We start from the raw sequence: 26,948 nt of genomic DNA, 5'->3' as shown, positions 1-26,948 counted from the left end.
TGGGCGGGGGACGCGGCACCTGCCCCGTTGGGCCCACAGCGCGGCGGTGCGGTGCTCGTTTCCGGCCGGGGCCCGGACGGGGTTCGCCCCACAACGGGCGGCAGCCCGAAGCGCGGGGTGGTGTCTTCCCGGACCGCCGCCCCGTACCGGCCCCGGCCGGAGGCCGTTCCGCGGCGGCCCCCGGTCCGGGGCACACCCGCGTCCACGGACAGAGAGGGAACGTCATGCTCGATCACCTGATCAAGGGCGCCACCGTCGTGGACGGCACCGGCGCCCCCGCCTTCACCGCCGACATCGGGATACGCGACGGCCGCATCGCCGTCGTCGCCGCACCCGGTACGACGGCCGAGAGCGCCCGGACGACCGAGGACGCCACCGGTCTCGTCCTCACTCCCGGCTTCGTCGACCCCCACACCCACTACGACGCCCAGCTGTTCTGGGACCCGTACGCCACCCCGTCCATGAACCACGGCGTCACCACCGTCGCCGGCGGCAACTGCGGCTTCACCCTCGCCCCGCTCCACCCGGACCGGCCCGAGGACGCCGACTACACGCGTCGCATGATGTCCAAGGTCGAGGGCATGGCGCTGAAGGCCCTGGAGGAGGGCGTCGACTGGGGCTGGTCGTCGTTCGCCGAGTACCTCGACGCCCTCGACGGCCGGATCGCCGTCAACGCCGGTTTCATGGTCGGCCACTGCGCCCTGCGCCGCTATGTGATGGGCGCCGACGCCGTCGGCGGCCGGCCCACCCCCGAGCAGCTGGAGCAGATGGTCGCCCTGCTCAAGGAGGCCATGGAGGCCGGTGCCTGGGGTCTGTCCACCACCCAGTCGTCCACCCACTCCGACGGCGACGGCGCCCCCGTCGCCTCCCGGCACGCGAGCCCGGACGAGCTCATCGCCCTCTCCCGGGCGGTCGGCGAGCACGAGGGGACCCAGCTCGAAGCGATCCTGGCCGGCTGCCTCGACCAGTTCTCCGACGACGAGATCGACCTCTTCGTCGAGATGACCGCGGCCGCCGGACGCCCCCTCAACTGGAACGTCCTCACCATCGACGCCGCCGTCCCCGAACGCGTCCCGCGCCAGCTCACCGCCTCCGAGCGGGCCCGTAAGTCCGGCGGCCGGATCGTCGCCCTCACCATGCCGATCCTGACCCCGATGAACATGTCGCTCGGGACGTTCTGCGCCCTCAACCTCATCCCGGGGTGGGGCGAGATCCTCGGACTTCCCGTCCCCGAGCGGATCGCGAAGCTCCGCGACCCGGACGTCCGGGCCGGGATGCTGCGCCGCGCCGACTCCAAGGAGGCCGGGGTCTTCCGGCGGCTCGCCCACTTCGGCCGGTACGTCATCGGGGACACGTACAGCCCCGAGAACGAGGGACTCACCGGCCGGGTGGTGAACGACATCGCGGCCGAGCGAGGCCAGGACGCCTTCCAGTGCCTCGTCGAGATCTGCGCCAACGACGGGCTCCGCACCGTCCTGTGGCCGATGCCCAGCGACAACGACCCGGCCTCCTGGGCGCTGCGGCGCGAGACCTGGGACCACGAGGACGTGATGCTCGGCGGTTCCGACGCGGGCGCCCATCTGGACCGGATGTGCGGGGCGCCGTACACGACCCGGTTCCTCGGCGACTGCCTGCGCGGCCGCAGGCTCGTACCGCTGGAGCGGGCGGTACGGATGCTGACCGACGATCCCGCCCGGCTCTTCGGGCTCCGTGAACGCGGCCGGATCGCCGAGGGCTTCCACGCCGACCTGGTCCTCTTCGACCCGGAGCGGATCGACGCGGGCCCGGCGACCCTCGTGCACGACCTGCCGGGGGACAGCCCGCGGCTCGACTCGCGCGCGGTCGGGATCGTGTCGGTGCGGGTCAACGGCGTGGAGACGGTACGGGACGACGAGGTGACCGGCGCGGTCCCGGGGAAGGTGCTGCGCTCCGGCCGTGACACGAGGACGGTGGCGACCAGGTGAACCAGAAGCTCTTCATCGGCGGCGAGTGGGTCGAGCCCGACGGCGGCCATTACCCGGTGGTGGACCCGGCCTCGGAGGAGGTCGTCGGCCTCGCCCCGGAGGCCTCCCGCGCCCAGGTGTACGAGGCCGCCGCCGCGGCCCGTGAGGCCTTCGCCTCCTGGTCCCGTACGAAGCCGGAGGAGCGGGCCGCGATCCTCGACCGGGCCGCCGACCTGATGGCCCGGGACGCCGAGGCGAACACGCTCCTCGCCCGCGCCGAGACGGGTGCGACGACCGGCACCGCGCGCGGCATGCAGGTCGCCGTGGGCGCCGCCCGCTTCCGGCGGTACGCGCGCGGGGCCATGGAACCGGTCGAGCAGGCGCTGCCCCCGCAGATCAACGAGGCGGGCCCGATGGGGAAGGCCGGGGTGTTCGGCGCGGTGGCGGTACGGCGCCCGGTCGGCGTCGTCACCTGCATCACCTCGTACAACAACCCCTGGGCCAACCCGGCGGGCAAGATCGCCCCCGCGCTCGCGATGGGCAACACGGTCCTGGTCAAGCCGGCCCCGCAGGACCCGCTCTCCGTGTACGCGATGACCCGCGCCCTGGAGGAGGCGGGAGTGCCGCCCGGTGTCGTCAACGTGGTCACCGGCTCCTCCGTGGAGGCCGGGGAGGCGGCCGTGGACTCCCCGGACGTCGACATGGTGTCGTTCACCGGTTCCACGGCGGTCGGGCAGGCGATCGGCGAGGTCTGCGGCCGGACGCTCAAGCGGCAGCTGATGGAGCTGGGCGGCAAGGGGGCCGCGCTCGTCCTCGACGACGCCGACCTGGACTCGGCGGTCATGGGGATCGGGACGACGTTCGCCTTCTACAGCGGACAGATCTGCACGGCCCCGACCCGGGTGCTCGCCCAGCGCGGGATCTACGAGCGGCTGATCGAGAAGCTCACCGGCTATCTCGCCTTCATGAAGGTGGGGGACCCGGCGGAGAGGGGCACGATCGTCGGCCCGGTGATCTCGGCGGCCCACCGCGACCGGGTGGAGTCGTACGTGGAGCTCGGCCGGAAGGAGGGGGCGCGGGTCGTGGCGGGCGGCGAGCGCCCGGACTTCGCGAAGGGCTTCTACGTGGCGCCCACGCTGCTCGCCGACTGCACCAACGAGATGCGGGTGGTGCGGGAGGAGATCTTCGGCCCGGTCGTCGTGGTCGTCCCCTTCGACGACGAGGAGGAGGGCGTCGCCCTCGCCAACGACAGCGACTACGGGCTCATCGACTACGTGTGGTCGGGCGACGTGGCCCGTGCCTTCCGGATCGCGGCCCGGCTGCGGGCCGGCGGGGTCGGCGTGAACACGATCGGACGGAACATGGAGGCGCCGTTCGGCGGATTCAAGAAGAGCGGCGTCGGGCGGGACGTCGGCTCGTACGCGCTGCACGCGTACAGCGAGCTGCAGGCGGTGGTGTGGCCGGGCTGACGACATCCTCGAAAATCCCTCGGGAAATTTTCGAATCGGACATTTCGGGCTCAGCTACGGTTCCCGCATATCGGACACGGACCGACCGACCTACCAGTTGGTCGGTCCGGGGCGTTGGTCGATCTTTCAATCATTGGCGCTCATCCGCTTCGACCCCCGCATTGCAAGGCGGTGATCGATCAGATGAGCGGATTTTGATCCTCCGGATATGGAAACCGCAGCATTTAACGTCCTGTTCATGACTCAGGTGGAAGCGCGGCCCCAGGCCGGAGACACGGTAAGGGGCGTCAACGCCCCGGGTGACGCCAACGGCGTGCGCACCAAAGGCCTCGGCGGAAACTCCGTCGGCCTCCTCGGCAGTGCCGTCATCGGCATCTCCACCGTCGCCCCCGTCTACTGCCTGACCTCGACGCTCGGCTCCACGGCCGGCGAGGTCGGACTGCAGATGCCCGCGATCTTCCTCGCCGGCTTCCTCCCGATGCTCCTCGTCGCCTTCGCGTACCGGGAGCTCAACCGGGTCATGCCCGACTGCGGCACCTCCTTCACCTGGACCGTGAAGGCCTTCGGCCCCAAGATCGGCTGGATGTGCGGCTGGGGCCTCGTCATCGCGACGATCATCGTGCTCTCCAACCTGGCAGGCGTCGCGACCTCCTACTTCTGGCTTCTCGCGGGTGAGATCAGCGGCAGCGAATCCATCGCCGCCCTGGACGACAACAAGGCCGTCCACATCGTCACCTGCCTGGCGCTCATCGCCGCCGCCACCGCGATCAGCTACCGCGGCATGACCGCCACCAAGGGCGTCCAGTACGCCCTGGTCGGCCTCCAGCTCGTCGTCCTCGCGGTCTTCGTCGCCATGGCCTTCCAGAAGGCGGGCAGCGGCACCTTCGACACCGGCCTGAGCTTCTCCTGGTCGTGGATGAACCCGTTCGCCGTCCAGTCCTTCGCCGCCTTCACGGCCGGTCTCTCCCTCTCGATCTTCATGTACTGGGGCTGGGACGCCTGCATGGCGACCAACGAGGAGACCACCGGCAGCACCAAGACCCCCGGCCGCGCCGCGCTCATCGCGATGGTCGTCCTGGTCGGCTCCTACCTCGCCACCGGCATCGCCGCGCAGATGGCCGTCGGCTCCGGCGACAGCGGGCTCGGCCTCGCCAACCCGGAGACCTCCGACAACGTCTTCGCCGCCCTCGCCGGACCGGTCATGGGCCCCGTCCTCGGCATCCTGCTCTTCGTCGCCGTCCTCGCCTCGGCGGCCGCCAGCCTCCAGACGACGTTCATCCCGGTGGCCCGCACGGTGCTGGCGATGTCGGCGTACGAGGCGCTCCCCGCGTCCTTCGCCAAGGTCCACCCGCGCTTCAAGGTGCCGGGCAAGGCCACGATCATCGCGGGTGTCGCCACCGGAGTCTTCTACACGGTGATGACGCTGGTCAGCGAGAACGTCCTGGTCGACACGATCTACGCGCTCGGCCTGATGATCTGCTTCTACTACTCGCTCACCGCGTTCGCCTGCGCCTGGTACTTCCGCAAGGAGCTCTTCCGCTCCGGCCGGGACTTCGTCTACAAGGGCCTCTGCCCGGTCCTCGGCGGCGTGCTGCTCACCGCGGTCTTCGGCAAGACGCTGTACGACATGTGGGACCCGGCCTACGGCAGCGGCTCCTCGGTCCTCGGCGTCGGCTCGGTCTTCGTGATCGGTGTCGGACTGCTGCTGGTCGGCGTGGTGATCATGCTGGTGATGCAGCGCAGGAGCCCCGCCTTCTTCCGGGGCGAGATCCTGACCAAGGAGACGCCGTCGCTGGTCGTCGCCGACTGACGGATTCCTTCCGAGCCACAGAGACGCGAAGGTGGCGGCCCGTGGGGGGTCCGCCACCTTCGTTCTTCCGTGAGCGCGGTGAGCGTGGTGTGCGCGTGAGCGCGGCGTGTGCGGTGTGTGCGGTGTTCGCCGTCCGCGGCTCAGTGCTTGGGGAGCAGGCGCTCCACCGCCGCGTTGGCCGGCGGCAGGTCGGGCGTGCCGGCCGGCTTCGCCTTCGGGGTCAGGACGCCGCTGAGCGGCACCACCGAGGGCAGGTTCATGCCGCCGGTGTCGGCGGCCGCGGTTCCGGCGGCGGCGAGGCCGCCGGTCGCGGCGAAACAGGTCAGGGCGACTGCGGTGAGCATCTTCTTCATGCCCGCACCAACGCGGACGGCACGGATCCGGTTACGACCACCGGCCCGCACCGGTCGGCACCGGCAGGCCGGCGGCTCCCTAGGATGCGTACATGTATGGGGAAACGAACTGGTCGCTGCGCCCCGGCACGGCAGAGGACGTCGAGGTCGTCGCCGAACTGAGGGCGATCGTCATGCGGGACGACCTGGTGCGCCTCGGCCGCTACGACGAGCACCGGGTGCGGCAGCGGCTGCGGGACGGCTTCTCGCCCGAGCACACCTCGGTCGTCGAGGTGGACGGCGCGTTCGCGGGCTGTGTGACGATGCGCCCGTACGAGAGCGGTGACGGGTTCTACCTGGAGCACTTCTACCTGGACCCCGCGCTCCAGGGGCGGGGCCTCGGGACGGCGGTGCTGCGGGAGCTCCTCGCACGCGCGGACGAGGCCGCGGTCCCGGTCCGCCTGGTCGTGCTCCAGGGAAGCGCCGCCCGCCGTCTCTACGAGCGGGAGGGCTTCAGATACGAGTCGGAGGACCCGGTGGACGTCCGGCTCGTGCGCCACTCGGCGTAGGCCCTGTCGTGGGCCGTCGAGCCCGGATCCCGCCGTTCCTCCTCGCGCTCCTCGCGCTCCTCGCGTCTACGCCTCCGCCTCCGCGATGAGGGCGGTGGCGACCGTACGGAATCCGAGCCGCCCGTAGAGCCGGGCCACGTCCGCGTCCGAAGCCGACAGGAACACCAGCTCCACGCCACGGGCCCGGGCGTCCGCCACCAGCGCGGCCGTGACCGCCAGTCCCAGGCCCCGGCGCCGGGCGTCCGGGACGGTGCCGACGCCGACGACCTCGGAGACGGCGCCCACGGGCTGGTGCTGACCGGCCGAGAGCGCGCCGCCGGAGGCGTCCAGGGCGGCGGCCACGCGGGTGAGGCCGGCCGTGATCCGGTCGGCGACCCGGCTGACGTCCCCGGGGGAGGGCTCGGCGCCGAAGGCCGCGTACGGGGCGGCGACCGCGCTCGGCAGCGCGGGATCGCCGGCGCCGACCATTCGCACGGTGACGCCCCCGGGCCCCGGTACGGCGAGCCCGTCCCCCTCCAGGACCATCAGCGGATGCTCGTGCACGGTGAGCCCGCTCGCCTCCACGGCCGCCCGCAGCCCCGGGCTCGTCTCCGCCACCCACTCGAAGGCCTCGGGCGCCCCCAGCTCCCGCTGCCGCGCCCGGACCCGGTCCACGTCGGAGGCGGACACCTCGCCGCCGTTCCCGAGAGCGGGCCGCGCGTAGTACGGCCAGCCGTCCCCCTCCCGTACGAACAGGGTCAGGGGCCCGAACTCCTCGGCGCGGGCGGAGGAACGGGGGACGGCGTCGTAGTACGTCTCGATTCGCTTCAGCACGCGGGCCACGGTAGGCGGCGGGGCGGGGGAGCGCTCGGTAATTCGGCCGGGACGGGAACCGTGCATGGCATGATCCCGTCACTCAGTTCACGATCGGCGGGGGAGACGACGATGAGCGGAACGCACGACTGCCCGGGCTGCGGGCGCGACGACCGGGTGCAGGCCGTGCCGGCCGTGTACCTCGGGGGACGGGACAGCGTCAGCGGCCGGGAGCGGGACTCGGACGGCGACATGCGGACCGTGACGAGGACGGTGACCACGGGGCTCTCCAAGGCGCTCGCGCCCGTACCCGAGCCGCCGGGCGAAGCCGTCGGCTGTTTCGGGTACCTCGCCGTGCTCGTGGCCATCGGCACCTTCCTGGGCGGGGCCCTGGGCGGGAAGTGGTTCCAGGACGAGCCCGCCGACGAGCCGCCCGAGCTGGGCGGCTGGCACATGTCCCCGCAGGAGGTGGGCGCCGAGGCCCCGCCCGCCTACGAGTTCCTCGGCTGGATCTCGGCGTTCGCGTTGATCGCGGCCGTCCTGGTGTTCACGCTGGTGTACCGGCGCAAGGCCCGCTTCGCCCGGCAGACGCGCGGCCGTCACCGTGCCGAGGAACTCTGGTCGCGCGGCTGGTACTGCCACCGCTGCGGCACGGTCCACTTCGCGGACGTCCCCGGCGAGGACCGCCGGCCGCTCACCCTCCAGCAGTTCCGCGAGCGGGTCTGGGAGCACGGCGGATACGGAGACCTGGCGACCGCACAGCGGGCGATGGCGGCGCTCGACGACTGACGGATCCCGCGACGGCCGGCCGGCGCCCGGCCGGCCCGCCCTCCGTTTCCTCGCGTCGCATCTCTCGGAAATCAGGGCCGTACGCCCTACCGTGCCGCTATGCGGATCTCGACCACGATCTTCCTGACCGACGAGACCATCACCCCCGTGCGACTCGCGCGCGAGCTCGAACAGCGCGGGTTCGGCGGGCTCTACCTCCCCGAGCACACCCACATCCCCGTCGCGCGGAACACCCCCTATCCGGCGGGCGGCGAGCTGCCCCGCGAGTACGGCCGCACCCTCGACCCCTTCGTGGCCCTCGGCCAGGCCGCCGCCGTCACCGAACGCCTCACGCTCGGCACCGGCGTCACCCTGATCGCCCAGCACGACCCGATCGCCCTCGCCAAACAGATCGCCACGCTCGACCACCTCTCCGGCGGCCGTTTCACCCTCGGCGTCGGCTTCGGCTGGAACCGCGAGGAGGCCGCCGACCACGGCGTCGACTGGCGCACCCGCCGGGACCTCGGCCGCGACCGCCTGGACCTGATGCGCGCCCTCTGGGCCCCCGAACCCACCGGTCACGAAGGCGAGTTCGGTCACTCGGTCAGCCCCTCCGAGGCCTGGCCCAAGCCGGCGGGCGGGGCGCCCCGCATCCTCCTGGGCGGCGCCGCGGGCCCCCGGCTCTTCGCGCAGATCGCCGCGCGGACCGACGGCTGGATGCCCATCGGCGGCCGGGGTCTGACGGAGTCGCTCCCGGTCCTGAAGGAGACCTGGGAGCAGGCGGGCCGCGACCCGAAGGCCCTCCAGCTCGTCCCGTACGCGGTCCACCCCAGCCCCGGCAAGCTCGCCCACTACACGGAACTGGGCTGCGAGGAGGTCGTCCTCCAGCTCCCTCCGGCGGACGAGGCGGAGGTCCTGCGCACCCTGGACGGGTATGCGCAGTACCTGTGAGGCGCCGGGTCGGGGGAGGCCGCGGAGGCCCACCCCAACCTTCACCCACGCACCCGCTCGTATGCTCGTTTCATGACGGATGACCAGGAAGCTCGCCCCACCGCGAACGCCATGCGCCGTGCCCTCAAGCGGGCCAGGGACGGGGTCGCCCTCGACGTGGGTGAGGCGGCCGTGCTGCTGCGGGCACGCGGGGAGGATCTGGCGGATCTGGTCGCGTCCGCCGGGCGGGTGCGGGACGCGGGGCTCGCGGCCGCCGGGCGGCCCGGGGTCATCACGTACTCCAAGAGCGTGTTCATACCGCTCACCCGGCTCTGCAGGGACAAGTGCCACTACTGCACCTTCGTGACCGTCCCCGGCAAGCTGCGTCGGGCCGGGCACGGGATGTTCATGTCGCCGGACGAGGTCCTCGACGTCGCCCGGCGCGGGGCCGCCATGGGCTGCAAGGAGGCCCTGATCACCCTGGGCGACAAGCCCGAGGACCGCTGGCCCGAGGCACGGGAGTGGCTCGACGCGCACGGGTACGACGACACGGTCGCCTATGTGCGGGCCATGGCCATCCGGATCCTGGAGGAGACGGGGCTGCTGCCGCACCTCAACCCGGGCGTGCTGTCCTGGACCGACTTCCAGCGGCTCAAGCCGGTCGCCCCCTCGATGGGCATGATGCTGGAGACCACCGCCACCCGGCTCTGGTCGGAGCCCGGTGGCCCCCACTACGGGTCCCCCGACAAGGAGCCGGCCGTCCGGCTCAGGGTCCTGGAGGACGCGGGGCGTTCGTCCGTGCCGTTCACCTCGGGGCTGCTGCTCGGGATCGGGGAGACCCTCGAGGAGCGGGCCGAGTCGCTGTTCGCGCTGCGCCGCGTCTCCCGCGCCTACCACTCGATCCAGGAACTGATCATCCAGAACTTCCGCGCCAAGCCGGACACGGCCATGCGCGGCATGCCGGACGCGGAGCTCGACGACCTCGTCGCCACCGTCGCCGTCGCCCGGCACATCATGGGCCCCTCCGCCTGCCTCCAGGCCCCGCCGAACCTCGTCGACGCGGAGTACGAGCGGCTCATCGCCGCCGGGATCGACGACTGGGGCGGTGTCTCCCCGCTCACCATCGACCACGTGAACCCCGAGCGCCCCTGGCCGCGGATCGAGGAGCTGGCCGAGAAGTCCCGCGCCGCCGGCTTCGAGCTGCGCGAACGGCTCTGCGTCTACCCCGAGTTCGTCACCCGGGGCGAACCCTGGCTCGACCCCCGGCTCCTCCCGCACGTCCGCGCCCTCGCCGACCCCGAGACCGGTCTCGCGAACCCGGAGGCACCCGTCCGGGGCCTGCCCTGGCAGGAGCCCGACGAGGCCTTCACCTCGACCGGCCGGACCGATCTGCATGCCACGATCGACACCACGGGCCGCACCCGGGACCGGCGTGACGACTTCGACGAGGTGTACGGCGACTGGGAGGCGCTGCGCGAGGCCGCCGCCCCCGGCATGGTGCCCGAGCGGGTCGACTCCGACGTCCGCGAGGCCCTCGCCGTCGCCGCCGACGACCCGACGAGGCTCACCGACGCCCAGGCGCTCGCCCTGCTGCACGCCGACGGGCCCGCGCTGGACGCGCTCACCCGGATCGCGGACGACGTCCGGAAGTCCGTGTCCGGCGACGACGTCACGTACATCGTCACGCGGAACATCAACTTCACCAACGTCTGCTACACCGGCTGCCGTTTCTGCGCCTTCGCCCAGCGCCGTACCGACGCCGACGCGTACACCCTCTCCCTCGACCAGGTCGCGGACCGGGCCCAGCAGGCCTGGGAGGTCGGCGCCGTCGAGGTCTGCATGCAGGGCGGCATCCACCCCGACCTGCCCGGCACCGCGTACTTCGACATCGCGCGCGCGGTGAAGGAGCGCGTCCCCGGCATGCACGTGCACGCCTTCTCGCCGATGGAGGTCGTCAACGGCGCGACCCGGACGGGCCTCTCGATCCGGGAGTGGCTCACCGCGGCCAAGGAGGCCGGGCTCGACTCGATCCCCGGCACGGCCGCCGAGATCCTCGACGACGAGGTCCGCTGGGTCCTCACCAAGGGCAAGCTGCCCACGGCCACCTGGATCGAGGTGATCACCACCGCCCACGAGCTCGGCATCCGGTCCTCGTCCACGATGATGTACGGCCATGTGGACCAGCCCCGGCACTGGCTCGGCCACTTCCGCACGCTCTCCCGCATCCAGCAGGAGACCGGCGGGTTCACGGAGTTCGTGACCCTCCCCTTCATCCACACCAACGCGCCGGTGTACCTCGCGGGCATCGCCCGTCCCGGCCCGACCGCCCGCGACAACCGCGCGGTCATCGCGATGGCCCGGCTCCTCCTCCACCCGCACATCCCCAACATCCAGACCAGCTGGGTGAAGCTGGGCACGGAGGGCGCCGCCGAGATGCTCCGCTCGGGCGCCAACGACCTCGGCGGCACACTGATGGAGGAGACCATCTCCCGCATGGCCGGGTCGAGTTACGGCTCGTACCGCTCGATCCGCGACCTGGAGGCCATCGCGGAGGCGGCCGGCCGGCCGGCGAAGCCCCGGACGACCCTGTACGGCGAGGTGCCGGAGGAGCGGCGGCGCACGGCGCGGGCCTCGGACGGTCACCTCCCGGAGCTGCTTCCGGTTCTCCCCGCCGAGTGAGGAAAGGTCCGGCGCTCTTCGGTCAAAAGCGGCCTGAAGGGCGTCGGATCACATAACGTTCTGGTCCCCGAACCGTCGTACTCGGTCGATTACAGTGCTGAGCAGACCGGTCTACGGGGGGAGGGCACGTCGTGGCCACGACAGCCGCGGCCGTGTGGGGCCGCGCCGAACAGCAGGACTTCCGCGCCCGCGTACGGGGCTGTCTGCTCGGCGGAGCCCTCGGCGACGCGCTCGGCGCGGGAGCCGAGGGACGCGGCCTCGCCGAACTCCGGGAGACCCACGGACCTGACGGACTCACCGAGCCCGCGCCCGCCTTCGGCCGCCGCGGCGCCGTCACCGCCGCGACCCAGATGACCCTGTTCACCGTCGACGGCCTGATCCGCGCCCAGGTCCGCCGCGACACCGGCGCCTGGCACCCGCCCACCGACATCCACCGGGCCCATCTGCGCTGGGCCGCCACCCAGCGCGACTGGGGCCCCGACGAGCGCCGCAAGGACAACGGCTGGCTCGCCCACGAGGAATGGCTCTACACCCGCCGCAACCCGCCCCGCGCCTGCCTCACCGGCCTCGGCGACGAGCGGCTCGGCACCCTCGACAACCCCAAGAACCCGGAGGCCGCCGACTCCGGCGCCCTCTTCCGCTCCGCCCCCTTCGGACTGCTCGTCGGCTGGGAACCCCAGCTCGTCTGCCAGCTCGCCGTGGAGTGCGCCGCGCAGACCCACGGCACCCCGGCCGCCCGCCTCGCCGCGGGCGCCTTCGCGGTCGTCGTCCACGGCCTCGCCCGCGGCGGCTCCGTGGAGACGGCCGTCGAGCGGGCCCTGGAGCAGCTGGCGGCGCGCCCCGACCACGAGCCGGTCGCCGAGGCGCTCGGCCGCGCTCTCGGAGCCGTACGGGAAGGGGCGCCGGACCCGGAGCGGGTCGCCGCCCTCGGCGCGGCCGGGGACCGGGCGGAGGGGCAGCTGGCGGCCGCCGTCTACTGCGCCCTGGTCGGCGAGGACGTACGGCACGGGCTGCGGCTCGCGGTGAACCACGACGGGCCCTCCGCGGTGACCGGGGCGCTCACGGGCGCGCTGCTCGGCGCCCTGCACGGCGAGACGGCCCTCCCGCCGGCCTGGCTGGCCGAACTGGAGGGCCGTGCGACGGTCCTGGAGCTCGCGGACGACTTCTCGATGGAGATGACGCAGGGTGCCGCCCTGCACGGCCCCACGGAGTCCTCGCCGGGCTGGCTGGCGCGTTACCCGAGGGCCTGATCGGCGGACCGTTCGGGCCCGGCCTGCGCGGGGACCCGGGCGGCCCCGTCCCCGTCCCCGTCCGAGCCGATCCGGTCCAGGAGCGCGTCCCGCTCCGGGGTGTCCTCGGGCCGGACGAAGCCGATGAGCACGTACAGGACGAGGGACGTGGCGAGCGGCGAGACGATCTGGATCTGGAGCTCGACGCCGTCCAGGCCGTAGTTGGTGAGCCAGAAGACGAAGAGCCCGGCCGCCCAGGAGACCAGCGCCGCCGTCGGGCCCGACTTCCTGAAGGTGCGCAGCAGTCCGAGCATGAAGGGGATCGCGATCGGCCCCATGAGCCCGGCGACCCACTTGATGACGACGGTGATGATGTCCTTGAAGGTGGGGGAGTTGACCTGGGTGGCGACCGCCATGGACAGCGCGAGGAAGGCGACCGTCGACCAGCGCGCGGCGAGCAGTCCGGCCTGCTGCGTCCAGCTCCGGGCGGCCTTGCTGAGGGCGGGGGCGATGTCCCGGGTGAAGACCGCCGCGATGGCGTTGGCGTCGGAGGAGCACATGGCCATGGTGTGGGAGAAGAAGCCGACGACGACGAGGCCGAGGAGGCCGTGCGGCAGCAGCTGCTCGGTCATCAGGGCGTAGGAGTCGGAGGCGTCGGGCTTCTTCGGGTCGACGAGCAGCGGCGCGACCCACATGGGGAAGAAGAGGACCAGCGGCCAGACGAACCAGAGCAGCGCGGAGAGCCGGCCGGAGCGGGTGGCCTCGCGGGCGCTGGGGGTGGCCATGTAGCGCTGGGCCTGGTTCCACATGCCGCCGCTGTACTCGAAGGTCTTGATGAAGAGGTACGCGAGGAGGAAGGTCAGCGTGTACGGGCCGGCCGTGGGCGCGGTGTGGCCCTGGAGCTCGGGCCGGTCCCAGACGGTCCACAGCGCGCTGAAGCCGCCCAGCTTCGCGAGGACGGCGACGAGCATCGCGACGCCGGCGAGGAGCTGGATGACGAACTGGCCGAGCTCGGTGAGCGCGTCGGCCCAGAGCCCTCCGACGGTGCAGTAGACGCCGGTGACGACGCCGGTGATGAGGATGCCCTGGTTGAGGGAGATGCCGGTGAAGACGGAGAGCAGGGTGGCGATGGCGGCCCACTTGGCGCCCACGTCGACGATCTTCAGGAGGACCCCGGACCAGGCGAGGGCCTGCTGGGTGGGGAGGTTGTAGCGGTCCTTGAGGTATTCGAGCGGGGAGGCGACCCGCAGTCGGGAGCGCAGCCGGTTGAGCCGGGGCGCGAAGAGGTTCGCGCCGATGGCGATGCCGATCGCGATGGGGAAGGACCAGGTGACGTAGGACGTGACCCCATAGGTGAAGGCGATGCCCGCGTACCCGGTGAACATCACGGCGCTGTAGCCGGACATGTGGTGGGAGATGCCGGAGAGCCACCAGGGCATCCGGCCGCCCGCGGTGAAGAAGTCGGAGACGGTGTCCACGCGCTTGTGGGACCAGACACCGATCGCGACCATCACGCCGAAGTAGCCGATGAGCACGACCCAGTCGAGACTGTTCATGAAGCCCCCTCCAGGGGTCTGGTCCGCCTTGTGAACGCCGTTCATCGTGTGGCGAGTTGCAAGGCAGGGACAATGCAATGGAGGGTCAAGGGACAGTAAAATCGTTCTGTTTACTGACCCTTGGTCATGTCTATGAACTTGTCCGAATGGCCCGCGAGGCTGTCAGGCGGCGCTCATCGCATCAGCTCGCCCGCGTTGACCAGCAAGGACTGTCCGGTGATCGCCCGCGCCCGGTCCGAGGAGAGGAAGACGGCGGCCTCGGACACGTCCCCGTCCGTGGCGAGCTCCGGGAGCGCCATCCGCTCGGTGAGCCGCGCGAGCACCTCGGCCTCGGGGACCTTCTCGGTGTGCGCGGCGAACTGGACGTACGCCTGCACCGGCGGCCCCCACATCCACCCCGGCAGTACGGTGTTGACCCGGATCCGGTGCGGCCCCAGCTCGTGCGCGAGCGAGTACATCGCCGAGGTCAGTGCTCCCTTCGAGGCCGCGTACGCGGCCTGCCGCACCTGCGAGGGCGCGGCCACCGCCGACTGTGTGCCGATCAGGACCACCGAACCCCCGCGCTCCTTGAGCGCCGGCAGGCAGGCCCTGGTCATCCGCAGCGTCCCGATCAGGTTGACGTCCAGAACCCCCTGCCAGGTCGCGAAGTCGGCGTCCTCCAGCCCGCCGAAGTAGGAGTCCCAGGCGGCGACGTGGACCACCGCGTCGATCCCGCCGAAACGCTCGGTCGCGAGCGCGGCGAGGGCCTCGCACTGCCCCTCGTCGGTGATGTCCGTGGCCCGGTACGCGGTGCGGCGGCCCTCCGGGTCGATCTCGGCGGCGGACTTCGCGAGGTTGGCCTCGGTGCGAGCGCCGAGGACCGCGTTGCCCCCGTCCCGTACGACCGTCTTGGCGATGCGATGGCCGAGCCCGGCGCCGACGCCCGACACGACGACCGTCTTTCCCTGGAGCAGCATCCGGGTCCTCCCTGGGCCTGTTCATCGATCTGACGGTCCGTCAGAGTAGGGCCGAGTCGCCGACAAGGGAAGGGGAGCAAGGATGAGCGAGGGGACCCGCAGCGAGACGTACGCGGAACTGGCCTCCGTCGGCCCGTACGGGGTGCGGCCGGGCCATGCGCTGATCACCATGGTCGAACCGCACCCGGGCCACGAGTACGCCTACAACCGCTGGTACGAGGACGACCACTACTACGCCGGCGCCATGGCCATGCCCTGGATGTACGCGGGCCGCCGCTGGGTCGCCACCCGCGAACTCCAGGACCTGCGCGGCCCGGAGAAGTCCGCCGTCGCCCGGCCCGTCACGGCCGGCTGCTACCTCTCCACGTACTGGATCACCGAGGGCCGCTACGACGACCACATGAAGTGGACCGTCGGCATCAACAAACGCCTCAACCGCGACGCCCGCGTCCACCAGGAACGGACCCACGTCTTCACCGCGTTCCAGGACCACGAGACGACCGTCTACCGCGACGGGGCGGCCGGCCCGCGCGACTTCCACGCCCTCGACCACCCCTACGCGGGGCTGATCCTCCAGGTGATCGACTCCGAGGGCCCCGCGGAACGCGCCGAACTCCTCGAACGACTCCGGACCCGGGACCTGCCCCGGCGCCTCACCGGCTCACCGGCGGCGATGGTCACGATCTTCCGGCCGACCCCGCTGCCCGGCGACCGCATGACGTACGTGAAACAGGTCGAGGGCGTCGACACCCGGCTGACCCTGCTGTGGTTCCTGGAGCGGGACCCCAGGGAGTGCTGGACGGAGCACTTCGCCGACCTGGAGACGCTGGGCGCGGGCGCCGGACGGGTGGAACTGGTGGCCCCCTTCATCCCGACGGTACCGGGCACGGACCGCTACGTCGACGAGCTGCGGTAGGGGGCCGGGCAAAGGCCGAGCCCTCTCGGCCAGGACGGCGGACCGGTCGAGAGGGCTCCTGCGTACTGCTGGTGGTGCTGTTGTCGATCCTGCTGGTGCCGCTCGGTGGTATGTGCGCCGACGGCTCCTGCAAGGGGACTCAGAGAGCCCCGTTGCTCACCTTGCCGACGAAGGCGTTCCACGATCCCGGTCCGAAAGAGAGGGACGGTCCCTCGGGCGCCTTGGAGTCCCGCACCGCGATCGCGGACACGAGGGGGGACTTCACTTCGACGCAGGCCCCGTTCCCTCCGGAGTAGGAGGACTTCGTCCAGGTGTCGGTGCCACCCTGAATAATCGCCATGCTGCTCAGCTCCGGTTCTGCCAGTGGGAGTGTGTCGCGCCAACGTTCTTGCCGGCGTGATCGACGCTACTCGCCGGTCCCGTCCGGTGGGACCGGCGTTCACACGTCCGAGTGGCATATTCCAACTGAGCTTCCGTGGGAGCGAGTACGCGGTGTACGGTACCTTCCCCGCCGCCTGTGCAAGGCCTCGCTACTCAGCCCTTGGCGTGCTTCTTCACCATCTCCGCGATGAAGTCACGGGTCTGCTCGACATTCAGCGCCTGCGCCCTGAGGTGCTCGTACATGACGCTGTACTTGCCCACGTCCTGCGCCTTCTCCAGGTACAGATCGCTCGTCACACCCTCGATGTAGACGACGCTGGAGTCGGAGGTGTCCGGGAACTCCAGGATCGAGTACTGGCCACTGATCCCCGGATGCGCGCCCATCTCGAACGGGATCACCTGCACGGTGACATGCGGCAGATGCGACTGCTCGACGAGGTGCTCCAGCTGCTCCACCATCAGCTGCCTGCTGCCGACGATCCGGTGCAACGCGCCCTCGTCGATGACCGCCCACAGGCGCAGCGGACGCTCCTCGTCCCGGATCCGCTCCTGGCGGCGGGTGCGGACGGTGACCCTCTTGTCGATGTCCGCGGGCGTCGACTCCGGCAGCGCGCCGGAGATCACGGCCTCCGCGTAGGCGTGCGTCTGGAGCAGTCCGGGGATGATCTGCGGCTCGTACATCCGCAGGCTCTCCGCGTCGGTCTCCAGACCGATGTAGACGCTGTACGGGATGTCGCCGAAGGCGTGCCACCAGCCCTGCTGCCGCGAGTCCTTGGCCATCTGCATGAGCGAGTCGACCATGCGCTCGTCCTCGACCTCGTACACACCGCACAGGTCGCGCACATCGCGCTGACTGATGGAGCGGCGGCCGTTCTCCAGCCGGCTGATCTTGGACTGGGAGACGAGAAGACGCTCGGCGACCTGCTCGGCCGTCATGTTCTTCGCTTCCCGGAGCTTGCGCAGCTCCTGGCCCAATCGGCGTCGCCTGACGGTGGGGTTGACGTTGGACGCCACGGAAACTGCACCTCCGGCTGTCTGCTGCGTAGCTGTGAGTATCTACCGCTTGGCAGACTGCCACCAAAGGCCAGGTGTGCGCTGGAAAATGACCACAACGTGTGCACTGCTGAACGCCGAAGCCGCCCGGTGACGCGCGTGTGCGGGGCGGCCGTCCTGACCGCCCCGCACACTTGTGCGGCTCCCGGGTTGGTTCCTTGCGCGCGGAGTGCTCAGTGCGCCGCCACGCGGGCCATGCCGCGAGGCTGCGCCGGCGCACCCGCGGCGCTCCGGCGCGGCTGTGCCGCCGCGCCGTTCTGGACGTCCATCACGGCGTGCGCCACGAGTCCGCCCATCGGGTCGTGCCGGATCAGATCGCGCAGCCGGGACCGCGACGACCGTCCTTCGTTGCCGGGGTAGAGGTGCTTCCCGAGACCGACCGCGTGGGCCAGCGCGGCAAGCGCCGCGGTCCGCGGGTCCGGCGGTACGCCGGTGCGGATCGCACTGTCCAGTCGGGAACGGATCTCCCGACTGATCGCCGTTTCCGTCGCCTGGTAGCGAGTCGTCGGCAACACCCCGCACATCTGGGTCTCCACGGCATGCACCATGCCGCATCGCTCCAGATGCGAGAGATACGTCTGACGGAGCCCCAGTCGGGGTCCGCCGATCCAGTGGACGGCCCGAACCGGGCTGCCGCGCCTGCGCAACAGCTCCAGCGCGGAGTCCAGTGTCGGATCTCCGGTCGGCCGTGGCATCACCACGGCGATACGATCCCCGTCAGGGGCTATCCGGCCTGCCAGCGCCAGCTCCACTAGCTGTGCTCCGGCCAGACCGAGGTCGAGCGACTGCGGCTGCGCTGTGGTACCCGTGGTCGGGTCCAGAGCGAGCAGTAGAAGCTCTTCCGGAATGGTTCTGCGGCTCCTGCCCATCCATGCCTCCCCGCGTGGATGAATGACAGGGTGACCCCTCTCACATTCATCTGTCGAGAGTGCCTGGGTGGTTCATCCGGGAACCAGTAGGTATGTCGTTCTCGTCTAGCACGGGGGCCAAGGGGTTCACACAGGACACTGGTACACGGACCGGTACATGGTCCGTACGTACGCATGACCATGGAGGAGGCACGGTGGCGGGCGAGTCCCCCGACAAGGCGGAGCAGCAGGGGTCGTCTCAGGAGACGACGGCCTCGGGCGGCGGCGGCCGGGATCCTCGGCTTTCCGTGCTCCATGAGTCAGACGCCTCGTCGTCGTCTCCGGTTTCGTCGGTTCAGGTCGACCAGCCGACGGCCGTCTTCAAGACGCTGGCCCCGAGGACCCCTGAGGACGACGCGCCGACGGCCGTGAAGCCCGGGAGCGAGCCGGAGGCCGACGCGGAGGCCCCGCAGGAGCCGGAGACCGCCGGGGACCCGGTGGCTGCCGGGGAGCCGGAGAGCGAGCGCCTGAAGGCCGCGGTGGCGGCGTGGGTCGCCACGGAGGCGGAGCCGGAGGGTGAGGCGGCCGGGACGTCCGAGGGGTCGGCATCTTCGTCGGAGCCCGGGGTGCCCGCGGACGCTGCCGATGAGGCCGAGGCGGAGCCGGAGGGTGACGTGTCCGGGGCCGAGGCCGAGGCCGAGGCCGAGTCTGCGGCGGCGGATGACGCCGAGGGCGACTCCGGCGACTCCGACGGCGACTCCGATGACGTCGAGGAGGCCGACGGGGAGGCGGATGACGCCGCGAGCGACGAGGAGCCCGTCGAGGAGCCCGTCGAGGCGAAGGCGTCCACGGAGTCCTGGTTCGCGGCGCGGAAGTCGGCCGAGGTGCCCTCGCAGACGCCGGCCGCGCGGTCCACGGACGCCGAGGCGGATGTCGAGGACGACTCCGACTCCGACTCCGACTCCGACTCCGACGAAGATGCCGACTCCGGCCACCCCGGCTCCGGGCCCGACGTCGAAGACGAACCCGTCGACCAGCCGACGACCATGTTCAAGGCCGTCCGGCTCCCCGTGGACCAGCCGACGACCGCGCTGAAGCTCCCGCCGTCGCTGACCGGCAGCGGCAGCGGCACCCGCAGCGGCAGCGGTAGCGCCGGTCCTGCGGCCGGTGACTCCGACAGTGAGCGCACCAGCGTCTTCCTGCCGCTGCGGGCCGACATCCCGGCCGAGCAGAAGGCGGAGCGGGTGGCCGCGAAGGCGCAGGAGGCCCCCGGGGCCCCCGCCGCCAAGACCACGGTGCCCGAGGCCGGCGCGGCCAAGGCGCCGAAGCCCGTCGCGTCCGCGCCCGTCGCCCCCGCACCCGTACAGCCGAAGCCGAACCCCGCGCTCGCCGAGGCGGAGCGGACCCGGCAGCAGCCGCTGCCCCCGCTGCCTCCGCTCGACCTGCTCGCCGAGCTGACGAACACGCCGCCCCCGCCGCCGACCCCGCTGCGGACGACCGTGCGCCGGGTGCGGATCTGGACCCCGCTGGTCCTTCTTCTTCTGATCGTCTTTGCGATCGTGCAGATGGTCCGCCCGCTGCCGCCGCCGGTCCTGACGCTCTCGGCCGCGCCGACCTTCACCTTCGAGGGCGGCGAACTGAAGCTGCCGTTCCCGCACGAGGGCCAGGGCGCCGTCGAGGTCGAGGGCGTCGGATCCATGGGCACGTACGGGGCGCAGAAGCCGGCGCCGATCGCGAGTGTCACGAAGACGATGACGGCGTACGTGATCCTCCGCGACCACCCGCTCAAGGGGAGCCAGAAGGGCCCCGAGATCGAGATCGACCAGAAGGCGGCCGATCAGGGCAAGGCGGAGCACGAGTCGACGGCCAGGGTCCAGAAGGGCCAGACGTACACGGAGAAGGAGCTCCTGGAGCTCCTGATGATCCCCTCCGCGAACAACGTGGCCCGGCTGCTCGCCCGCTGGGACGCCGGTTCGGAGGCCGCGTTCGTCGAGAAGATGAACGCCGCCGCGAAGGACCTGGGCATGACCCAGTCCACGTACACCGACCCGTCGGGTCTGCTCGACAGCACCGTGTCGACGCCGCAGGACCAGCTGAAGCTGGCGAAGGCGGTCATGCAGTACGACGTGTTCCGCGAGATCGTGAACATGCCGAACGTGACGGTGGACGGCATCCCCGGCCGGATCGAGAACAACAACAACATCCTGCTGAAGCCGGGTGTGAGCGGTATCAAGACCGGCTCCTCCACCCCGGCCGGCGGCAACCTGCTCTGGTCGGCGAACACCGTCGTCGACGGTCAGAACCGCCGCATCCTCGGCATCGTGATGGGGGCCAAGGACGCCGAGCAGCTGGGGCAGAAGCTCCAGCTGGCCATCGACAACAGCTACAAGATCATCCAGCAGGCGCAGAAGGACGTCACCTCCGCCGCCGTGGTCCGCAAGGGCCAGGTCCTCGGCTACATCGACGACGGCCTCGGCGGCCGGACGCCGGTCGTGGCCACCAAGGAGCTCAAGGCGATCGGCTGGCCGGGGCTGCAGGTGAAGCTGGCGCTGACGGACGGCGGCAAGGTCCTGCCGCACACCGGCAAGGCGGGAGACATCGTCGGCCAGGTGTCCATCGGCACCGGCGCGGGCAAGGTCAGCTCCCCGGTCGCGCTCCAGGCGGACCTGGTGGAGCCCGGCTTCGACAAGAAGCTGACCCGCGTGGGCTGAGAGGCCACCCGCTCGGCTGGGCGCCCCGGTTCTCCGGGGCGCTCTGCTGTTAGCGTTTCCGGGGGACGAGACTCGCGCGTGACACACGTGAGAAGAGAGACGGGCAGCACGGGAAAGGGCCGCAGTGACCACCGCCGAGCCGACACGCGCCGACCGCGCGGACCCAGACCCCGACTCCGCCCCGGACGGCCTCGGCGGCCTCGAAGGCCTTGAAGGCCTTGAAGTCGATTCCGCCACGCCCCGGAACGGGGACGGCGACGGGCAGGCGAACGGGGATGGCGACGGCAACACAGACGGCGGGGGCGACGGAGAAGGCGACGGCGACAGAGCCGACGCCCGGGACGCGTCCGTCGTCGGCGACGGGTCTTTCGACGGGCCCGGCGCCGGGGTCAGGGCCGGATGCAGGACCGGCGACGGGGACCGCGATTCCCCTTCGCGAATAGTGCTTCCCGCACAGCGGCCCGCCTCGGCGGCCTCGACGGCGACTGCCGCCGCCGCGGCGGCCGTGCCGACCCACCCGGCCCCGGCGGTCCACGCCGAGCCGACCCCGCGGCGGAAGCGTCGCTACACCGTCCTGGCCGCCACCGGGCTCGCGGCCGTCACCCACATCCTGTGGTTCTTCTTCTTCGCGAACAGCGGCGGGGACCTGGCGGCGCAGGACGCGTGGGCCGAGTTCGTCGGCCGGCACCCGGACTCGGCGTACAACCTGGCCTGGTACGGCGGGATGCACCCCGTCTCGTACAGCGTCGTGTCCCCGTATCTGATGTCCCTGCTCGGCGTGCGCAGCACGATGATGATCACCGGGACGCTGTCGGCCGCGCTGACCGCGCTGATCCTGGTGCGGGTGCGGGCGGTCCGCAACCCGCTCGCGTGCTCGATCGCGGGTGTCTTCGCGTTCCTCTGCAACGCCCTGTCCGGGCGGGTGACCTTCGGCCTCGGCATGATGTTCGCGGTCGGCGCGGTCGCGGCCGTGTTCTGCTGGCCGCACCGCTGGCGGCGCAAGCGCTGGGCCAAGGCCGTGGTGGCCGCGCCGCTCGCCGGCCTGGCGACGGCGTGCAGCCCGGTCGCGGGCCTGTTCCTGGGGGTCGCGGCGGCGGCGCTGTTCCTGAACCGCCGACGCCCGGGCGCGTACGCGCTGGGTCTGGCCCCGGTGGCGGTCGTCGCCCTGTCCTCCTGGCTCTTCCCCTTCTCGGGCACGCAGCCGATGGCCTTCGGCTCGACGGCACTGCCGCTGCTCTTCGGCGTACTGACCTTCCTCCTCGTCCCGAAGGACTGGCGGACGGTCCGCACCGCGGCGGCCGTGTACACGATCGGCACCCTGCTGACCTGGCTGATCGACTCGCAGATCGGCTCGAACATCTCGCGGCTCCCGATGCTCTTCGCGGGCGTGGTGCTGCTCGCGGCGCTGCCGTACACGGCCCCGCGCTCACGCCGCTGGTACGCGCTGCTGCTCGCCTTCGCCGGCCTGAACTTCTGGATCGGCTTCAAGGGCGTCGACGACGTGATCCGCACCGCCCCGGACGCCTCCTGGGCACGCGAGCTCGCGCCGCTGATCAACCAGCTCCAGGTGCGGGACGCGGGCAAGGCGCGGGTGGAGGTCGTACCGGCGTCCAGCCACCGCGAGTCCTCGGCGCTGAGCCCCTACATCAACCTGGCACGGGGCTGGAACCGGCAGGCGGACATGGAGCGCAACCCGCTCTTCTACGACGACACCCTGAACGCCGTGAACTACCAGGAGTGGCTCGACCGCTGGGCCGTCCACTACGTCGTCCTGCCCACCGGCGCCCCCGACTCGGGCGCCGAGCAGGAGGCGGAACTGGTCGGCGAGGGCCTGCCGTACCTGGAGCAGGTCTGGTCGGACGAGAACTGGCGCCTGTACGAGGTCGAGAACCCGACCCCCCTCGCGAACCCGCCGGCCGAGGTCCTGAGCGCGGAGGAGAACGAGGTGGTGATCCGCGTCGGCACCCCGGGCAGGGTTCTCATCCGGGTCCCGTACTCCCCGTGGCTCGCCCTCATGGACGCGGACGGCGGCAAGATCGAAGCCCCCAAGGAGACGGAAGCCTCCAAGCTCGCCCGCGAGGAATCGGACACGGAGATCCCCAAGGTCTTCGCCAACGAGGAGGGCTGCCTCTTCAAGACGGAGGTGGACGCGGAGGGCGACGAATGGACGGAACTCCTCGCCCCGAAACCGGGCGTCTACCGCCTGGCGGCCCCGTACAAACTCTCCCGGGGCACAGCCTGCCCGGAAGAACTCCGCTGACCCGCCCTCGGTGAAATCGGTAGGTGCCCTCTCTTGCGCCCCTGTAAGGGGCGAACCAGCGGCATCCGGTGAGAAGTGGGATCGCATCCGTGCCGAGCGGTTCCAGGCCGTGCGGGAGGAGCAGGTGCCCCGACTCCCGCGACGGCCCACCACGAGAGGACACCTTTTCGCCACCAAGGCGTCACTTCCCGTCATGATTCCCAGCCCTTCCGCGGAAGGGTGGCCTCCGTCATAGACGGTTTCCAGGAGTACGCATCGAATTGGCCCGGCGAATATCACAAACCCTGGGGGGGGTAGAAATTATGACGCGCACCATGCGCTTACGGTCCGTGCTGACGGCGACACTTGTGGTAACCGCGCTCGTCGGCGCCATCACCTCGGCCAGCGCCCAGGGCGCTCAGCCGGAGAGCAGAGACGCCCACGCCGCGAATTCGGGCGATCCGGGGCTCATCGAGCTCTACTCCACTCCGGAGCCCGGTCAGATGGGGCCGATGAACTGGGACGGAGCCATCGGTGGCTGGGGGCCGGGAAGCTTCGAGTCCCGTCACTGGGATGACAACGAATATACGGAGGTCCAGTTCATCGGGTGCGCGGTCGACCAGGGAGGCGGCAAGTCCGCCGGTGTGAAGCTCTGGCAGGCGATCCCCTTCAACCTCGACAAGGACATGGGGATGCAGACCTACTGCAACTGCTTCACCGGTCCGGATGCCAGCACCCGAGCCTGGTGGAACGTCTACTACGCCAACGGCGACCAGCGGTACTTCACGATCCCGCAGATCAACGGCTCGGCAATCATCAGAGCGACGATGTCCGTGAAGAGGGTCTACGTCGACACGACCCTGGCCGACTAGCGAGCGACCGGTGCCTACCGACGACTCCGGCTGAACTGCACACACGGGCCGGGAGGGCTGTGCCGCCTCCCGGGCCCGTCCTCCATGCGAGATCGGTGCCCCATTGAAGTTCCGAGCCCTCCTGCGCTCCTCCGCCGCCCTCTGGACCGTGCCGGTCTGGGGTGGCATCGTCGCCTTCTACTTCTTCTATGCCCTGCACCTCCAGGATTCGTATGAGGAAGTCATCACCGGACCGCTCTGGGCCGGCCAGCAAGTGGCCCTCGCCTTGGACTACTTCTACGCTTTCGCGTACTCCATCACCCTCGGTCTGGCTACCTGGGAAGGCGGGCGGCTGAAGCGGGACCGGGTGTGGGACCTTGCTCCCAGCCGTCCCCGGTGGCGTGTGGCCGGACAGGCGCTCGCGCCTGCCGTCGGGGCGGGCTGGGCGATCTTGCTGCTGCCCGTTGTCATGCGGCTGGTCGAGACCCGACTCCTTCCCACGCCTGCCTCCCTGCTCCCACTCGGCATGGGGATGGGCATCGTGTGCGCGTACGCCGTTGTCGGCTGCGTCCTCGGTCATGTTGCTCCGCGCGTGATCGCCGCACCCGTCGGTGCGGCTGCCGCGTTCTACGTGATCGCCAAGACGTCCGCATACAGCGATCCCATCTGGCCCCGGCACGTCTCGGGGCAGCTCAGTACGAGCATCGCCTTTGGTGAGTACTACTCCGCTGCCACCGTCCTCGTCCCCCTTCTCGTCGCCGCTGCTGTGGCGGCCGCCGTCGCTGCCTGGTGGAGTCGCGGCCCCCGCCGCGTGCCGCTTCGGATTCTCGCGACCACCATGGCGCTCGGGACCGTGGTGTTGAGCGCGCGGACGGCCTCCGGCTGGGGTGTCGTCGACGGCCCGGTCAGTGCGGGTCACGCGTCGGCCCGCTGCGTCGGTACGGCGCCCCGAGTCTGCATGGCCGAGGCGGGGGGTGCGATCGAGCGGCTTGATGACGTACGGGCCGAGGTCACCGGCTCCCTGGAGAAGCTCCGTGCCGCCGGTGTCGACGTCGCCGTGCCGTCCACTGTCACTGACGGACTGCTGTACGAGCGTTCCCGCATCCGCCCACGCTCGACCACCTCCACCTGGTGGCTGCCGCTGACCGCCCAGGCGGAGGAGGCCGGGCCCGACGGACGTATCGCGGGCATCCGCTACGCCGTCATGCTCAGCTCCGTCACCTTCCCCTGCTCCTTCCCCACCACGATCACTTCCGACGCCCCCACCGCCTGGATCATCAACCGCGACGCCGCTGTGTTGTGGGCTGCGTACGTCGTCGATGCCCAGACCCCGTACCTTCGCTGGCGCGCCGACGAGTACGCGCAGTTCGCGAACGGGCCCGAGGTTCTGGCGAAGGTCCGAGAACGTGCGGCGAAGGGTCGTGCACTGCCCACCGCCGCGCAGCGCACGGCCTGGTTCGAGCAGGAGAAGGCGAAGGCGTGCCGCCAGATGCCGAAGCGGTCGGCCGGCGGCCCGACCACTACCGGCTCCCAAGGGGCTGACGCGTGATCTGGTGGTACAAGGGACGCCGCCTCGCGACGATTGTCCTGCCGGGGCTTCTCGCGTTCATCCTGCTCGCTGCCATCGCCCACGGCGAGTCGGTGGCCCTGCCCGGACTGATCAACTCCGGCGGAAACCTCCTCTTCCTCATGCACCTCACGCCTTTGATCGTGACAGGAACCCTTGCGCACAGCCTCGCTCAGCGGCTGCCTGAAGCCGAGGATCTGACGGTGCGCCCCATCAGGCGATATGACGTGGCTCTCAGCCTGTGCGCGGTCGCCGTGGCGGTGTCGTCCGCCGGGGCGATCGGCGCGCTTGCGCACTCCGCGACGGCGTACGAGGCAGCCCGGAACACGCTGTTCCTGACCGGCCTCATGCTGCTCGCAGGAGCTGTCCACCCACAGGCAGCGACCGTCGCCCCCGTCGCTTGGGTCTTCGTCGCCGCCTTCGTCGGCTACCGAGACTTCCACCGACCCTGGCCCTGGGCTGTCACCCTTCACCGCGCCGGCTACGTGCCCACGTTCTTCTTCTGCCTGGTGGTCTTCCTCTGCGGCCTGGTCGCGCTCCACCACACCCGTCGCCGCCCCACCTCCTGAAAGGCCCGTCAGCCCCGTGTCCATCGAACTCGACGCCGTCTCCTACGCGTACGGGCGCCGCTCTCGCAGCATTCTCTCCGGGCTCAGCTACACCGTCCCCGACGGTTTCACGATTCTTCTCGGTCCCAACGGAGCAGGAAAGACCACCACGTTGAAGCTGGCCGCCGGGGTGAACCAGCCGAGTCATGGCTCGGTACGGCTCGGGCGTCTGTCCTCCGACTCGAAGACGTACCGCATGAAGGTGGCCTGGATGCCACAGACCGTCACCGCCATGACCGGCCTCACAGCACGCGAGCAGGTCGCCTACACGGGATGGCTGAAGGGGATGAGCCGTCGTGACGCCTGGGATGCCTCGGCAGGGGCGCTGGAGCAGGTTCGGATGACGGATCACGCAGACATGAAGACCAAGCGGCTCTCCGGTGGTCAGTTGCGCCGGGTCGGTGTCGCGTCCGCTTTGGTCCATGGAGCCGAGGTCCTTCTTCTCGACGAGCCCACGGCCGGCATGGACCCGACACAGCGTCGCGTCTTCCGTGACCTCGTCATCGGGCTCGCCTCCCGGGAGGTGCGGGTCCTTCTCTCGACGCACGACGTGGCCGACCTGGCCGAGGAGGCGGACCATGTCACGGCCCTCACCCGGGGCACGATCACCTTCTCCGGTACCACCGGCGCCTTCCTCGCGCACGCGCCCGCGCACGTCCCCGAGGCTCGTCGGGCCGAAGCGGCATACATGGCTCTGACGGGAGACGGGGCTACTGGCTAGCCCGGTCGTGACTGATCGCT

General features: G+C 71.0%; 22 protein-coding genes. 15 read left to right on the top strand and 7 right to left on the bottom strand.

What is annotated here, in order from left to right; all coding sequences use genetic code 11:
* Nucleotides 1-224 precede the first annotated feature (224 nt).
* The 3 genes from IE311_RS22450 to IE311_RS22440 all read left to right on the top strand — a co-directional run bounded on the left by IE311_RS22450 (nucleotide 225) and on the right by IE311_RS22440 (nucleotide 5,222).
* Entirely contained in the window at nucleotides 225-1,964 is a 1,740-nt protein-coding gene (locus tag IE311_RS22450) for an N-acyl-D-amino-acid deacylase family protein (protein WP_189833563.1), read from the top strand.
* Nucleotides 1,961-3,412: an aldehyde dehydrogenase family protein gene (locus IE311_RS22445; protein ID WP_189833562.1), complete on the top strand. Its 1,452-nt coding sequence runs from the start codon at nucleotides 1,961-1,963 to the stop codon at nucleotides 3,410-3,412. Before IE311_RS22450 ends, IE311_RS22445 begins: the two co-directional genes overlap by 4 nt.
* 238 nt (nucleotides 3,413-3,650) lie before the next feature.
* Complete coding sequence (locus IE311_RS22440; protein ID WP_189833561.1) at nucleotides 3,651-5,222, top strand: APC family permease; 1,572 nt, start codon at nucleotides 3,651-3,653, stop codon at nucleotides 5,220-5,222.
* Nucleotides 5,223-5,362: 140 nt separating this feature from the next.
* Here the strand turns inward: IE311_RS22440 and IE311_RS22435 are convergent, their stop codons facing one another.
* On the bottom strand, nucleotides 5,363-5,575 hold the full coding sequence (locus IE311_RS22435; RefSeq protein WP_189833560.1) for a hypothetical protein: 213 nt from the start codon (nucleotides 5,573-5,575) through the stop codon (nucleotides 5,363-5,365).
* A 92-nt stretch (nucleotides 5,576-5,667) separates the two neighbouring features.
* Here IE311_RS22435 and IE311_RS22430 point away from each other — a divergent pair, with 92 nt between their 5' ends.
* Nucleotides 5,668-6,123 carry a GNAT family N-acetyltransferase gene (locus tag IE311_RS22430; RefSeq protein WP_189833559.1) on the top strand — a complete coding sequence of 152 codons (456 nt, stop codon included), beginning with the start codon at nucleotides 5,668-5,670 and terminating at the stop codon, nucleotides 6,121-6,123.
* Between the two features lie 66 nt (nucleotides 6,124-6,189).
* Here the strand turns inward: IE311_RS22430 and IE311_RS22425 are convergent, their stop codons facing one another.
* Complete coding sequence (locus tag IE311_RS22425; RefSeq protein ID WP_229902081.1) at nucleotides 6,190-6,945, bottom strand: GNAT family N-acetyltransferase; 756 nt, start codon at nucleotides 6,943-6,945, stop codon at nucleotides 6,190-6,192.
* 102 nt (nucleotides 6,946-7,047) lie between these two features.
* Between IE311_RS22425 and IE311_RS22420 the strand changes: the two genes are divergently transcribed.
* The 4 genes from IE311_RS22420 (at nucleotide 7,048) to IE311_RS22405 (ending at nucleotide 12,542) form a co-directional block, all read left to right on the top strand.
* A complete protein-coding gene (locus IE311_RS22420) occupies nucleotides 7,048-7,704 on the top strand; it encodes a hypothetical protein (protein ID WP_189833557.1) in 657 nt (218 codons plus the stop codon).
* Between the two features lie 99 nt (nucleotides 7,705-7,803).
* Nucleotides 7,804-8,634, top strand: a complete 831-nt coding sequence (locus IE311_RS22415) for an LLM class F420-dependent oxidoreductase (protein ID WP_189833556.1) — start codon at nucleotides 7,804-7,806, stop codon at nucleotides 8,632-8,634.
* A gap of 72 nt (nucleotides 8,635-8,706) precedes the next feature.
* The gene (locus IE311_RS22410) at nucleotides 8,707-11,292 is read left to right on the top strand and encodes a bifunctional FO biosynthesis protein CofGH (protein ID WP_189833555.1); all 2,586 of its coding nucleotides are present in this window, start codon (nucleotides 8,707-8,709) and stop codon (nucleotides 11,290-11,292) included.
* 131 nt (nucleotides 11,293-11,423) lie between these two features.
* The gene (locus IE311_RS22405; RefSeq protein ID WP_189833554.1) at nucleotides 11,424-12,542 is read left to right on the top strand and encodes an ADP-ribosylglycohydrolase family protein; all 1,119 of its coding nucleotides are present in this window, start codon (nucleotides 11,424-11,426) and stop codon (nucleotides 12,540-12,542) included.
* Here IE311_RS22405 and IE311_RS22400 read toward each other — a convergent pair.
* Both IE311_RS22400 and IE311_RS22395 read right to left on the bottom strand, forming a co-directional pair.
* Nucleotides 12,527-14,077, bottom strand: a complete 1,551-nt coding sequence (locus IE311_RS22400; protein WP_189833553.1) for a sodium:solute symporter family protein — start codon at nucleotides 14,075-14,077, stop codon at nucleotides 12,527-12,529. The genes IE311_RS22405 and IE311_RS22400 overlap by 16 nt on opposite strands.
* Nucleotides 14,078-14,250: 173 nt before the next feature.
* Nucleotides 14,251-15,033, bottom strand: coding sequence for an SDR family oxidoreductase (locus IE311_RS22395; protein ID WP_189833552.1), 783 nt, complete (start codon nucleotides 15,031-15,033; stop codon nucleotides 14,251-14,253).
* Nucleotides 15,034-15,115: 82 nt separating this feature from the next.
* Between IE311_RS22395 and IE311_RS22390 the strand changes: the two genes are divergently transcribed.
* Nucleotides 15,116-15,949 (top strand): hypothetical protein, encoded by an 834-nt coding sequence (locus IE311_RS22390; protein ID WP_189833551.1) that lies wholly within the window; start codon nucleotides 15,116-15,118, stop codon nucleotides 15,947-15,949.
* A gap of 139 nt (nucleotides 15,950-16,088) precedes the next feature.
* Here IE311_RS22390 and IE311_RS22385 read toward each other — a convergent pair whose 3' ends face one another.
* The 3 genes from IE311_RS22385 to IE311_RS22375 all read right to left on the bottom strand — a co-directional run bounded on the left by IE311_RS22385 (nucleotide 16,089) and on the right by IE311_RS22375 (nucleotide 18,252).
* Nucleotides 16,089-16,289: a DUF397 domain-containing protein gene (locus IE311_RS22385; RefSeq protein WP_189833550.1), complete on the bottom strand. Its 201-nt coding sequence runs from the start codon at nucleotides 16,287-16,289 to the stop codon at nucleotides 16,089-16,091.
* Between the two features lie 194 nt (nucleotides 16,290-16,483).
* Nucleotides 16,484-17,344 carry a helix-turn-helix domain-containing protein gene (locus tag IE311_RS22380; protein WP_189833549.1) on the bottom strand — a complete coding sequence of 287 codons (861 nt, stop codon included), beginning with the start codon at nucleotides 17,342-17,344 and terminating at the stop codon, nucleotides 16,484-16,486.
* A 212-nt stretch (nucleotides 17,345-17,556) separates the two neighbouring features.
* Nucleotides 17,557-18,252 carry a GOLPH3/VPS74 family protein gene (locus tag IE311_RS22375; RefSeq protein WP_189833548.1) on the bottom strand — a complete coding sequence of 232 codons (696 nt, stop codon included), beginning with the start codon at nucleotides 18,250-18,252 and terminating at the stop codon, nucleotides 17,557-17,559.
* Nucleotides 18,253-18,446: 194 nt separating this feature from the next.
* Between IE311_RS22375 and IE311_RS22370 the strand changes: the two genes are divergently transcribed.
* From IE311_RS22370 to IE311_RS22345, 6 genes are all read left to right on the top strand, one after another.
* Nucleotides 18,447-20,942, top strand: coding sequence for a D-alanyl-D-alanine carboxypeptidase family protein (locus IE311_RS22370; RefSeq protein ID WP_189833547.1), 2,496 nt, complete (start codon nucleotides 18,447-18,449; stop codon nucleotides 20,940-20,942).
* 574 nt (nucleotides 20,943-21,516) lie between these two features.
* Complete coding sequence (locus IE311_RS22365) at nucleotides 21,517-23,202, top strand: DUF2339 domain-containing protein (RefSeq protein ID WP_189833590.1); 1,686 nt, start codon at nucleotides 21,517-21,519, stop codon at nucleotides 23,200-23,202.
* A gap of 314 nt (nucleotides 23,203-23,516) precedes the next feature.
* On the top strand, nucleotides 23,517-24,053 hold the full coding sequence (locus IE311_RS22360) for a hypothetical protein (RefSeq protein WP_189833546.1): 537 nt from the start codon (nucleotides 23,517-23,519) through the stop codon (nucleotides 24,051-24,053).
* A gap of 148 nt (nucleotides 24,054-24,201) precedes the next feature.
* The gene (locus IE311_RS22355; RefSeq protein WP_189833545.1) at nucleotides 24,202-25,581 is read left to right on the top strand and encodes a hypothetical protein; all 1,380 of its coding nucleotides are present in this window, start codon (nucleotides 24,202-24,204) and stop codon (nucleotides 25,579-25,581) included.
* Complete coding sequence (locus IE311_RS22350; RefSeq protein ID WP_189833544.1) at nucleotides 25,578-26,168, top strand: hypothetical protein; 591 nt, start codon at nucleotides 25,578-25,580, stop codon at nucleotides 26,166-26,168. Before IE311_RS22355 ends, IE311_RS22350 begins: the two co-directional genes overlap by 4 nt.
* A gap of 16 nt (nucleotides 26,169-26,184) precedes the next feature.
* Entirely contained in the window at nucleotides 26,185-26,928 is a 744-nt protein-coding gene (locus IE311_RS22345) for an ABC transporter ATP-binding protein (RefSeq protein WP_189833543.1), read from the top strand.
* Nucleotides 26,929-26,948 lie beyond the last annotated feature (20 nt).

The organism is Streptomyces zaomyceticus, from assembly GCF_014656215.1.
Taxonomy (GTDB): domain Bacteria; phylum Actinomycetota; class Actinomycetes; order Streptomycetales; family Streptomycetaceae; genus Streptomyces; species Streptomyces zaomyceticus.
This window is presented reverse-complemented; position numbering and strand designations above follow the sequence as displayed.